Here is a 12,156-nt window from a genome sequence, read left to right on the forward strand (position 1 = left end):
GAGGTCTCGGGGAGCCTATCGTGGTTCGACTGACGGAGCGTTATCAGTTTGTGACGAAAGTGACCGGTACCACTGTTTACGAGGAATGTGGTCCAGACCAGCGCCTCGATAGAACGCAACAGACAAAATACGCCTCGCCGGACTCATTCGCCACAGCTATCACTCGAGACCACGCGAAAGGCCTTGCACACCATCAGCATCCACCGTCTCGAGAAGTGAGCGCGCTCATCCGATATGCGCCGACAGATCGGGGATCATCCGGGTCAGTTCGGCGTTCCAGTTGTTCCAGTTGTGCACACCCAGTGCTGGGAAGTCGTAGACCACATTGCCGCCGCCGAGACCGGCGTACCGGGTCTGGAAGGACTTGGTGCCGACCAGGGCGACCGCCTCGATGCCCATGGCATTGACGGTCGCGGCATTGATGCCGTCCACCGATTGCGGCAGGCCGCTGCCCGCCGAGATGTACAGGCGGGTGTTGTTCGCCTTCAGCTTGGGCGCGAACTGATACGGGTCCAGATGCTGCCATTTGCCGGTGTCCTTGGCCGCGGCCATCGCCTCGACATTGAAACCGCCGCAATCGAGCATGGCGACCCGGATGGCCTCACGCATGCCGGGCACCGAGAGGCTGAGCGCACCGGAGAACGAACCCGCATAGGCGAACTGATCGGGATGGAACGCCGCCATCATCAGCGCCGCGCCGCCGCTCATCGACAATCCGAAGATGCCGTTGCGAGTCACGCTGAAGCCCAATCGATCTCGCACGGCATTGCGCAGGTCGGTGGTGAGGAAGGTTTCCCACTTGTACGGGGTGGACTTGCCCGGCCCGCCGGAAAGCGCCTGCGTCGCACCGGAGCCGGTTCCGCCCGAGGTGCCCGCGGGCACGCCCAGGAAGGTGCTCGCGGAGGTCCAGTCCGCGTACCAGCTCGACTGGCCGCCGACCGGCATGACCACATTGATGTTCGCCGCGGTCAGCGCGCGAGCGGCATCGGTCTCGATCTCCCAGCCGTTGAGGTCGTCGCGGGCGCGCTGACCGTCCAGCGCGTAGACCACCCGGTCGGTATTGCCGTCGGCCGCACGGAAAATGCGCGATTTGATCGGGCCCATGCTCGAGTCGACCCAGAAATCGAACCCGGACGGATCGAACGCGGCGTGCGCGACGCCGGTTCCCGCCACCGTTCCACCGAGCGGCACCGTGGCCGCCAGCGCCAGGCTCAGCACGGTGCCGCGCAGCCATCTCCGTGGCCTCGAATTGTGCTGCCCCCGAACGAACATGCCCACGCCCCGCATCCTCATCAGGCCTTCCATCTGTGCGCGGGTCTCCCCCGCAAGAGCCCGTTAGTATTGCGACAACCGTTGCGGCACATGAATTGTGGGCCGTAGCGAGCGTCTTCGTGGAGCCTATCGTGAAACCCACTCCCCGGTGTTACCGAATCGAGATGGAACTCGAGATTCACAGCCCCGAAGCGTGATAATGGGGACAAATACCAACTTTCGGTTCTCGGGACTTCACCCCGCGCTATCGGCAAACCCGCCACGTAATCGACACCCGAATGCGAAAACCCCCGCGTCCATATTCGGACGCGGGGGTTGCTTGCTTTTGTGCTTATTTCGGCGGAGCCGTGGGATCCACGAGCCCGCACCGCTCGATCTCGTACTTGGGCACGCGATCGATGCGGTACTTCGAGAACTCCAGCGCCTGCTGCACATTGTGCCGCCACCGATCGAACGTCAGCGGCGAACGCGAGGAGGACAGCAGGTCCTGGGTCGCGGGGCAGCTCAGCGCGGTGCGCGCCTGAGTCACCCAGCGCTCGTCCATGTACCAGGGCAGCCACGGATGCTTGTCGACCATGCCGGCATCGACCACGACCCAGTCCGGGTAGAGGTTCTTGTCGTGCCCGATGCGACCGTCCGCGAGCCGTTCGGTATGCGCGGCAAGCGGATACGCCAGGCCCATCTGGTCCACGACGCGCACGCTCAGCGGAACGTTCATGCTCGTCATGCCCAGATTGAGGAAGAACACGGTGTGCTCCGGACCGGTCTCGGGGACCGGAGCCGGGGCGGGCGCGACGTACCACATCATGTAGGACGGGGAATTGAGCAGCAGGCCGCCCTCGGGGGTGTTCGCGATATCGCGAACCATGGCGCGCATGCGCGGGTAGTCCAGGTAGTCCTCGGCGCGGATCGGGTGATCGTGGCCGGTGTTGAGGACGTAGTAGACCCGCTCGTCCACGATGCCCGAGGAGCTGATCTTGGTGCCGGACTTGATGGCCGTGGTGTTCGCCGCGAAGAGCGCCCAGCCCGCGGTTCCGGCGAAAGCCGCCAGCACCGCCACGAAAGCCCAGTCGCGACCACGGATTCCGGCCACGCCGTTCGCCAGTGCCGCCGGAACGCGCACCGGGAGCACCGCCACCGGCAGCAGCAGCGAGAACAACTGCGGCAGCAGCATGCGGCCGTGCATGAAGTCACCGCCGACGCGGATCTCGTAGACGACGAGCAGCAGTCCGCTGCCGACCATGAGCGTGACCACGGCGGCCGGGGTGCGCAGCCAGAGGCTGAAGCGGTGGATCCGCCCGCGCAGGCTGGTGTCCTGAGCCTGATCGCCTGTTTCCGACCGGCGGTCCGCAGCACCGGGATCCCGGCGCGACCACATCGCCAGCGCCGCCGCGACCGCGAGCACCAGCAGTGGCACCCACAGCCAGTACGGCCCGACCAGATCCCACAGGTAGACGAACCCCTGCTTCCACTTCGCGCCGCCGGCGTCCTTGGCCACGGCCGTGTTCGGGTAGGGCAGGCCGTAGTAGCCCATCCGCCAGATCTGATAGCAGATCGGCACCAGACCCGCGACCGCCACCACCACGACCCGGAACACCCAGGGGCGCAGGCGAGTCTCGGGCAGCGGCGCGAGGAAGATCATCATCAGGGCCAGCGCGCCGACCAGTGTCATCTCCGGCCGGATCAGCGGGGACAGCCCGGCGAAGAACACCAGCCCGAAAAAGCTTCCCAGCCGGACCTTCTCGGCCTGACTCCAGCGAATCAGCCACCACCACAGCACCGCCAGCCAGCAGATGACCAGGCTGGACTCCAGGCCGGAGGTGGCGTAGTCGCGGGCCGGGGGCACCGCGATGTAGACGAGCATGCCCGCGGGCAGCAGCAGGCCCGAACCCGTTCCGCCCCACAGCCGCGCCGCCCCGAGCATGGCGAACACGACCGCCAGCACCGAGAGCGTGAGCGCGATGCCGAGCACCACGTACTCCAGGCGCAACTGGGTCAGCCAGCTGAAGAACCAGACCAGATAGGTCCAGGCCGTGCTGGTATTGGCTTCGACCCGCTCACCCGCGTTGAAGACCGGGCCGTTGCCCGCCAGCAGATTGCGGACGGTGCGCAGCACGATCAGGCCGTCGTCGGCGATCCAGCGCCGCTGCCAGCCGCCGGCCGCGAAAAGTGTCGCGGTCAGCAATATCCCACCGATGAAGACGCTGCGAGATAGTCGCGAGGAGCGCACGGCCGATTCGCCCGCACGCCGACGGACGCCACCGACCGGCAACTGTGCGGTCGGCGCGCCCCCCTCTCGCTCTTCTCCCACTTCCACGTCAGGTGAGATAGACAGCGACACCTACCGCTCCGATCCAGGCTATTGCGAGGAACTGGAGGATCCGGTCCCCCAGGGCGATCTCTTCGGGCTCACCGGCTTCGCCGCCGTCCACATCCACCGCGTAGCGCAGGATCGCGATGGTGAACGGGATCATCGAGATGGCGAACCAGACGTTGTTCGACCGCGGCGGCTCGAAGGCCCACAGGCCGTAGCACATGACGACGGTCGTGGCCGCCACCGTCCAGACGAAGCGCAGGTAGGTGGCGGTGTAGTACTCGAGCGACTTGCGAATCTTGGCGCCGGTGTCGAGCGCGATCTTCAACTCGGCGTAGCGCTTTCCGGCCGCCATGAACAGCGAGCCGAAGGCCATCACGAGCAGGAACCACTTGGACAGCGGGATCTCGGCGGCGGCGCCACCGGCGACCGCGCGCAGCAGGAAGCCGGAGGACACGATGCTGATGTCCAGCACGGCCTGATGCTTGAGGCCCAGGCAGTACGCCAGCTGGATGACGATGTAGATCGCCATCACCACGGCGAGATGCCAATTGGCCAGGAAGGAACCCAGAATCGACGCGGCCAGCAGCACCACCGACAGCGCGTAGGCCAGATTGACCGGCACCACACCGGCCGCGATCGGACGGTAGCGCTTGGTCGGATGCGCCCGGTCCGCCTCGACGTCGAGGGCGTCGTTGATCAGATAGATGCCCGAGGCCGCCAGGCAGAACACCACGAACGCGATGCCGACGTTGGCGAGCACGGTGACATCGGTGAGCACGATATCGCCGGCCGCGGTCTTGCCCGCTGCCAGCGGCGCCGCCAGCACGAGCACGTTCTTGACCCACTGGCGCGGGCGCATCGCCTTGATCAGGCCACCGCCCAGCGTCTTCGGCGGGCCCTTGACGACGCCTTCGTCCAGGTCTGTGGCGGTCGGCTCTTCGCTCATGTCGGCAAGGGCTCTTTCTTCCTGCGTGGTCACTTGGCGAGTCTCTTTTCGGCGGCGAGCACCACGGCTGCCGAAGCAGCGCCCAGTGCGGAACCGGCGAGCACGTCGGAGGGGTAGTGCACTCCGAGAACGACTCGGGAGAGCAGCATCGGCGGGACGAGCACCGCGGGCAAGGGTAACCCGGTGAGCCTGCCGAGCAACACAGCCGCTGCCGTGGTGGAGGTCGCATGCGAGGACGGGAAGCTGAGCTTGCCCGGAGTCGTCACGTTGACCTGCACAGATGAATCGTGCGGACGACGACGACGCACGACCCGCTTGATCACGACCGAGGCGGCGTGCGCCCCGAACGCACCGACGGCGACCCCGGCCCACTGCCGCCGGCGCGGCTTGTCCGCGAGGGCGCCGACGGCGGCGATGCCGATCCAGCCGAGCGAGTGATCACCGAAGTACGACATGCCGCGTGCGGCCTTGACCACGGCCGGGCTCCGGCCGATGGTCCCCTGCACCACATTGATGATCTTGACTTCGGCGGGCGAGGCCACCGGAGCCTGCGGTGCGTCCGGAACGACGTGCAGGCCGCGATCCGGGTCGGACGCCGGCTGGGGTGCGGTCATTTCGATTCGTCTCCTGAGTCGACGCCGAAGATGTTCTCCCACGCGGCCTTGCTCGTGAGATGCGAATGCGCGCGACGATACTGCTCGCGCACCTCGGGGAAGCGCTCGGCCAGTTCCTTGCGCAGGCGCATGGCCTCCTTGAACAGCTCCATGGCCTGACGCGGATCACGCTTGCGGTAGACCACGCCGCGGCCGTCGGCGGTGGTGACGGTGACGCCGTCGACCTGGGAGAGCAGGAACCAGCGCGCGTCCAGCGTGGGCACGTTCAGCTGCGGCGTCTCGTGATGCTTGGGGTCGGCCCTGCGGAAGTTGTGCAGCACACCCTTGCCGAGGCGGGCGATCTTGGCGAGCGGGTTGCCCGGTTCACCGACCGCGCCGACGCCGGAATGACTGGCGAACGGCAGCTCGGTCGAGGACGGCACCACGACCGCGTCCGGGAACTGCTTGCGCATGGCGTGGATCTTGCCCAGCGCGGTGGGCAGCAGGTCGAACAGCTTGTCCGGTCCGGCCAGGTAGTCGCGGATCGCCTCGTTCTGGATGGCGACCGTCGAATACTCCAGGCAGAGCAGGTGTTTCAGCGTCGCCTTGACGGTGTTGACCACCATCGGACGGCCGTCGTTGGGCAGGTGCAGCGAGGCGACCACCAGGCGGTTGCGCAGGTGGAAGTACGCCTGCCAGTCGATCGCGTCGTCCTTGTCGCTCCAGGCCATGTGCCACACCGCCGCACCCGGCAGGGTGACCGTCGGGTAGCCGTGATCCCTTGCCCGCAAGCCGTATTCGACGTCGTCCCACTTGAGGAACAGCGGCAGCGGCTGCCCGATCTGCTCGGCCACCTGGCGCGGGATGACACACGTCCACCAGCCGTTGAAGTCCACGTCGATGCGACGGTGCAGCAACTTGGAGTTGTCGCGGTCGCGCAGCGGGTACTTCGCGAAATCATGGTCGTACTCGACGGTCGCGGGCGCGGTCCACATGAAGATGGATCGGTCCACGATCTCGCCCATGGTGTGCAGGTGCGAGCGCTCCTGCAGGTTGAGCATCTGACCGCCGGTCAGGATGGGCGACTTGGCGAACCGCGAGAAGGCCAGGGCCCGCAGGATGCAGTCCGGCTCGATCTCGATGTCGTCGTCCATGTAGACGATGAACTCGGCGTCGGTGGTCTTGAGCGCCTCGTACATGACCCGGCTGTAACCGCCGGACCCGCCCAGGTTGGGCTGGTCGTGGATGGCCAGGCGACCGGCCAGCGGCTCGGCGGCCTCGGCGAAACCGGGCTCGTCCACCACCTTGCGGGTGCCCTGATCCGGGATGATGACGGCCTTGATCTTCTCCAGCACCAGCGGGTCCGAGCCCAGGGCCGCAATGGTTTTCACCGCGTCGGTGGGACGGTTGAAGGTCGGCATGCCGACCGCGATGCTGCCCTCGCCGGGCGCCTCGATCGGCGCGTACCAACCACCGCTGCGCAGATCGACCCGGCTGTCGGTGGTGATGTCGAACCAGATCCAGCCGCCGTCCTCGAACGGGCCGAGATCCACCTCGAACTCGACGAACTCGGCGGCGGCGACGGAATCGCCGGGTGTGCTGAACTCGTTGCCCTGCACGTGGATTCGCGAGCCGTCCGCCTTGGAGCGGTAGACGTCGACGCGGCCGTGGCCGGACAGTTCCAGTTGCAGCACCACCGAGTCCAGCACGCTCCAGCGCCGCCAGTAGCTGGCCGGGACCGCGTTGAAGTAGGTGCAGAACGACACCTCCGACTCCGCGCCGATCGACAGCGAGGTGCGCGAGGTGGCATGTGCGCGACGGGCATTGGTGTCGGATTCCTCGAGGTACAGCGTGCGTACGTCGAGGGGTTCGCCCGGGCGCGGCAGGATGACGCGCTGCAGCAGGGACTTGGCGCGGGTATCGGGGGTCATTTCTTCCAACATCGCTTCGGCGGTGGTCGTCATTCGGCTGCGTCCACCAGGGGTGCGCCGGTTTCCAGATGCGGCCGGAGCACGTTGTCGAACATGCTCAGCGCCGCTCCGATCGCCATGTGCATGTCCAGGTACTGGTAGGTGCCCAGGCGGCCACCGAAAAGCACCTTGTTCTCGGCGGTTTCCTTCTTGGCGCGCTCCCGGTAGGCCAGCACCTTGGCGCGGTCCTCGGGGGTGTTGATCGGGTAGTACGGTTCGTCGCCGGTCTGGGCGAAGCGCGAGAACTCGCGCATGATGACCGTCTTGTCGTTCGGGTACTCGCGCTCGGGGTGGAAGTGGCGCGGTTCGATGATGCGGGTGTACGGCACATCCGCATCGTTGTAGTTCATCACCGAGGTGCCCTGGTAGTCACCGGTTTCGAGCACTTCGGTCTCGAAATCGATGGTGCGCCAGCCGAGTTCGCCCTCGCTGTAATCGAAGTAGTGGTCCAGCGGGCCGGTGTAGACCACCGGGGCGTCCGGGTTCTCGGCGCGGATCTGATCGCGCACGTCGAACCAGTCGGTGTCCAGGCGGACCTCGATGAGGTCGTTCTCGGCCATCTTGGCGAGCCACGCGGTGTAGCCGTTCTTCGGCAGGCCCTCGTAGGCGTCGTTGAAGTAGCGGTTGTCGAAGGTGTAGCGCACCGGCAGCCGGGTGATGTTTCCGGCGGGCAGTTCCTTGGGGTCGGTCTGCCACTGCTTGGCGGTGTAGTCGCGGACGAACGCCTCGTAGAGGGGGCGGCCGATCAGGGAGATCGCCTTCTCCTCGAGGTTGGCGGCGTCCTTGGTGTCGATTTCTGCGGCCTGCTCACCGATCAGCGCGCGCGCTTCCGCGGGCGTGAAGTAGCGGCCGAAGAACTGGGAGATGAGTCCCAGACCCATCGGGAATTGGTAGGACTGGCCCTTGTGCATGGCGAACACGCGATGCTGGTAGCCCGTGAACTCGGTGAACTGGTTCACGTAATCCCACACCCGTTTGTTGGAGGTGTGGAAGAGGTGGGCTCCGTACTTGTGGATTTCGATGCCCGTTTCCGGGTCCGCCTCCGAGTACGCGTTGCCGCCCAGGTGATAGCGGCGTTCGACGACCAGCACCCGCTTTCCCAGCAGGTTGGCAGTGCGTTCTGCGACGGTCAGTCCGAAGAAGCCGGAGCCGACAATGACGAGATCGAAGGGGGATGCGACGGTCACGGGTGCCCAGAGTACCGGCAGAAGCAATGGGCGCGCGTCGGCTCCGGTGGGAGGGGTTGACGGGAGGGCCGCGAGCCCGGATTTCGGCGTCCGAAGAGTACGGATTCACGGGACCAATCAGGCAGATCGGGCGGATATTCGCCGGATTCGCCGACCTCGGCGAGTGGGACAGCTTGTCGAGGATTTAGCTCAGAGTTCACCGAAGCATCGACCATCGCGTCACGCGGACTGTATTACATACCGAATCGAGCTGAACGTTTGTCCAGTTCATCGCCGAGAGCTGTACGCGGCAGTGCCTGCCCGCTCGATCCGGAAGACCCCGACACCATGCGCTTGCCTCGCCTCGCCCCGCCCCGCCCAGCTTGCCCCGTCTCGCTCCGCGAGGTGTGCCCCGCCTCGCCCCGCTCGTGAGCGCGCTCTCCCTCGCCGCCGTGCTCAGCACGGTCGCCCTGATTCCGGCCGCCGCGCCGGCCCGCGCCGAGTCCGAGACCCTGGCCGCCGTGCAGGTCGCCGACTCCGCCGGGGTCTGCGGCACCGGCACGGCCTCCTTCGACGACATCGTCACCGGTGCCGCGACCGCCGTGCGCACGGTTGTTCCCCCAGTTCAGCAAGCTGCTTTCGATCAGCAGGTCAACGATTTCCGGCAGACGATCGCCCAGGTCCGCGTGCACCGCCAGGGTCTGCCCGTGGACCCGGCCGGACCGGGCGGGCGACTGCAATTCCTGGACGATCCGATCGTCACCTACCTGGTGAACACCCTGGACTCGATCCGCACCGGGCAGATCGACAAGACGCTGTCGCTCTCGCGGGTGACGGTCGCCGACGTGATCGAGGTGTTCATTCTCGGCACCCGAATCGTGAAGATCCCCGCCCAGTTCGCGGCCAGTCTGGTGCCGACCGTCGGGTTCGTGCTCAAGCCCATCGTGGGCGCGCTCTTCAACGGCGTGAAGTCCCTCGCCCGCACGGTGCAGGCGTCGCTGGCTCGTAACTGCAACGGCCCCAACGCCTATGAGAAGCTCCAGCTCGAATTCCCCGACGAGCATGTCGAGATTCCACAGCCACTGCTGGATCTGGCGAACCAGCTCGCGCGCGCCGACGGCGCCTGCACCCCGATCGCCGAGTTGAAGACCTCCGACCTGGTCGAACGCACCCGCGATTTCCTGACCCGCACCGCGGGACTTCCGGTCGACCCGGCCGCCGTCGACGGCAATGCCGCTGCCCTGCAGGGGTTCCTGCGCGACAACCGGGTCGCGGAGATCGTCACGCTGCGACGGATCGAGGAACTCGGGCCGCTGGTCAACGCCATGGACTACGGCCCGCTCACCTTCCTGGCCAACCTCGGCTTCGACATCTACGAGGGCAAGGCGCTGAACACCGTCCCGCTCGGGGATGTGAAGGTGGAGAACGCCTTCGACCTGATCACGCTCACCCTGGACACCGCGAGCCTGCTGATGACGGTGGGCACGACCGTGGCCGGGTTCAGCGGCGTGGGACAGTCGGTGACCATCCCGCTGGGCATCGCCCAGACGCTCGCCTTCGCACCGACCACCTACGGCATGCCGATCCTGCGCGGAGTCATGCAGTCGATGTGCGCGGCCGCCTGATCACGGCGCCAGCGGGTAGGGCGCGTACTCCTGCGAGAACTCCGGCTTGCGACCGACCGCGATCCAGCGGCCGGTCGAAGGCAGGGCGGCCAGCAGTGCGGTGGGCACCGTGAAGAGCAGGCCGAGGGTGCCGCCGCCGTCCGGCGCCCCCACCAGGGACGAGACGATGAACAGGACCGCGAACAGCGACGACAGCGCGATCACGATCACCCGCCCGGAAGTCTTGCGATTGAACAGCAGAACGGCGCCGACGAACCCCACCAGCCCGACGACCCCGAGCCCGATTCCGACTCCGGTCATCACCGTGGTGAATCCCTCGGGGACGCTGTCGTATTCGTCGTAGAAGCTCGAGTCCTTCGACCAGGCCATGGCGGCCGCGGAGAAACCGCCGAGAACCATCAGGATGCTGAAAAGGGTGGCCAGCACCCCGGCCGTGATCGCGGTGCCGCCGCTCACCGGGTCCGGTGGATACGCGGGCGGATATCCCGGCAGCGGGATTCCGGGCATCGGATAGCCCGGAATCGAGCCGCCGGATTGTGGATAACCCTGCGGCTGTGGGTTTTCCGAGTCGGTGTGAACAGGTTGGTCATGCGGATACGACAAGGTTTTCTCCCCCGGGAGACACGGATTCAGTACTGGTACGGCGCGTACGCGTGAGCGGGCTGCTGGAAGGCCGGGTCCTTGGCGGCTATCCAGCGCCCGGTGGCGGGGACCGCCGCGAGCGTGAGAATCGTGATGCTGAAGATCAATCCGAGGATTCCGGAGCCGGTCCCGCTGCCGATGGTGATCAGATTGCCGATCATCGTGAGCGAGGACAGGATGATGAGCAGAACGCGACCGGTGGCCTTGCGCATGAACAGCAGCACCGCTCCGAGGACCCACAGCAGTCCCGCGACGGCCAGGACGAAGCCCAGCAGCAGCAGGCCCGAGCCGAGATCGTCATCGGTCCGATAGCTGCCGCTCCTGGACGGTTTGGACTTGTAGTCCGCGCCGACGAATACCATGATGAGGCCGCCGATTCCGGCGAGCAGCCCCGCGATCAGCGCGAGTACCGCAGCGGTGATGCCGGTGCCGCCACTCGGCGCGGGCGGCGGATACGCGGGCGGATATCCGTACATCGGATATCCGGGCTGCGGATAGGGGTATTCCGCGTTCTGCGGGTATCCCTGTGGATAACCAGCGGGCTGGGGATAACCGGATTGCTGGGGATAACCGGGCTGCTGTGGATAGCCCGGCTGGTTTTCCGCTCCGGGGTAGCCGGGCTGGTCGTACGGGTAAGTCATGGGTGTTCTCCCCCTCGTCACTTCGGCGCGCATAGTACCGCGCCGAATCACAGTCCGGCGAGGCCATATTCGGCGATGTGACGTGGTTTACCAGGCGTCACCGACACGCATATCCGGCCCGTGATTCCAAGCCCGGGAAAATGACGGCTCCCCCTGGCGAATACCGAAGGGGGAGCCGCATGTGAAAGGTGTGGACAAATCCCTACAGGCGCGCGTCGGCATACGCGCGCATCGCGTCCCGTACGTACACGGCGGTGCCCTCCCCGTGCTTGTCGTAGTTGATCGCGAATCGTGGGTCGGCGACGTACATTTCACCGAGTCCGACGAAGTACTCCGAGGTCGGGCACTTTCCCTGCCAGCCGGTCGTCACCCAGCGGAAGTGCCGCTCGACGATCGCCTGCACCTGCTCGCTCTCGACCGCGAGACCGGCCGCGCGGGCCCGCCCGTAGTCGGCGGCGATGTCGAGGTGGGTCTGCGAGTGCTCCTGTTTCTCGGTGTCCGACATGGCGTTCCACCAGGTGTTACCGCTCTCCCAGGCGTCCTTGCCCCAGCGTTCGGTGACTTCGTCCCGGTACTGGGAGTGGTCGAATCCGTCGAATACTTCCTTGGCCATGAGTGGCTCACCCGCTTCCGTTTTGCGCAATGTGGTGTGCACCGAGGCGATCTGACGCGCGATCCGGTCCTGCTCGTGTTTCAGCAATTCCAGATGCGCGCGCAGTGCGGCGGATGTATCGCGTTGTCCGGCGAGCACTTCGGCGATGGCCGGGAGAGCCAGTCCGAGTTCTCGCAGCAACAGAATCCGTTGCAGCCGTACGAGGGATTCCTGGTCGTAGAAGCGGTAACCGTTGGCGCCGATCCGACTGGGCGGCAGCAGGCCGATTTCACCGTAATGCCGCAGGGTGCGACTGGTGGTCCCGGCCGATCTGGCCAGTTCCTGAATGGACCATTCGGTTGCCACCGTGCGTCCTTTCCTCCTCGTATTCA

Annotated in this window: 10 protein-coding genes; 1 reads left to right on the plus strand and 9 read right to left on the minus strand. The window is 66.2% G+C overall.

Going from position 1 to position 12,156, the window contains the following annotated elements; genetic code table 11:
* Positions 1-225: 225 nt before the first annotated feature.
* The 6 genes from NJ1_RS19795 to glf form a co-directional block, all read right to left on the minus strand.
* Positions 226-1,287, minus strand: coding sequence for an alpha/beta hydrolase (locus tag NJ1_RS19795; RefSeq protein ID WP_422615763.1), 1,062 nt, complete (start codon positions 1,285-1,287; stop codon positions 226-228).
* 316 nt (positions 1,288-1,603) lie between these two features.
* Complete coding sequence (locus NJ1_RS19800) at positions 1,604-3,544, minus strand: arabinofuranosyltransferase AftB family protein (protein WP_067696789.1); 1,941 nt, start codon at positions 3,542-3,544, stop codon at positions 1,604-1,606.
* A 46-nt stretch (positions 3,545-3,590) separates the two neighbouring features.
* On the minus strand, positions 3,591-4,535 hold the full coding sequence (locus NJ1_RS19805) for a decaprenyl-phosphate phosphoribosyltransferase (protein ID WP_067696418.1): 945 nt from the start codon (positions 4,533-4,535) through the stop codon (positions 3,591-3,593).
* Positions 4,536-4,564: 29 nt separating this feature from the next.
* Positions 4,565-5,077 (minus strand): phosphatase PAP2 family protein, encoded by a 513-nt coding sequence (locus NJ1_RS19810; RefSeq protein ID WP_067696786.1) that lies wholly within the window; start codon positions 5,075-5,077, stop codon positions 4,565-4,567.
* 68 nt (positions 5,078-5,145) lie between these two features.
* Positions 5,146-7,059 (minus strand): glycosyltransferase, encoded by a 1,914-nt coding sequence (locus tag NJ1_RS19815; RefSeq protein ID WP_174557095.1) that lies wholly within the window; start codon positions 7,057-7,059, stop codon positions 5,146-5,148.
* A 29-nt stretch (positions 7,060-7,088) separates the two neighbouring features.
* A complete protein-coding gene (glf, locus tag NJ1_RS19820) occupies positions 7,089-8,285 on the minus strand; it encodes a UDP-galactopyranose mutase (protein ID WP_157574096.1) in 1,197 nt (398 codons plus the stop codon).
* 407 nt (positions 8,286-8,692) lie between these two features.
* On the opposite strand from glf, the gene NJ1_RS19825 reads away from it, so the two are divergent.
* Positions 8,693-9,889 carry a hypothetical protein gene (locus tag NJ1_RS19825; RefSeq protein ID WP_245717475.1) on the plus strand — a complete coding sequence of 399 codons (1,197 nt, stop codon included), beginning with the start codon at positions 8,693-8,695 and terminating at the stop codon, positions 9,887-9,889.
* Here NJ1_RS19825 and NJ1_RS19830 read toward each other — a convergent pair whose 3' ends face one another.
* From NJ1_RS19830 to NJ1_RS19840, 3 genes are all read right to left on the minus strand, one after another.
* A complete protein-coding gene (locus NJ1_RS19830; protein WP_157574097.1) occupies positions 9,890-10,492 on the minus strand; it encodes a hypothetical protein in 603 nt (200 codons plus the stop codon). It lies immediately after the preceding gene.
* A gap of 26 nt (positions 10,493-10,518) precedes the next feature.
* Positions 10,519-11,172, minus strand: a complete 654-nt coding sequence (locus NJ1_RS40215; protein WP_067696430.1) for a hypothetical protein — start codon at positions 11,170-11,172, stop codon at positions 10,519-10,521.
* Positions 11,173-11,374: 202 nt separating this feature from the next.
* Positions 11,375-12,130: a MerR family transcriptional regulator gene (locus tag NJ1_RS19840; protein ID WP_067696432.1), complete on the minus strand. Its 756-nt coding sequence runs from the start codon at positions 12,128-12,130 to the stop codon at positions 11,375-11,377.
* Positions 12,131-12,156: the final 26 nt, after the last annotated feature.

The sequence above is a fragment of the Nocardia jejuensis NBRC 103114 genome (genome assembly GCF_001613145.1).
GTDB lineage: Bacteria > Actinomycetota > Actinomycetes > Mycobacteriales > Mycobacteriaceae > Nocardia > Nocardia jejuensis.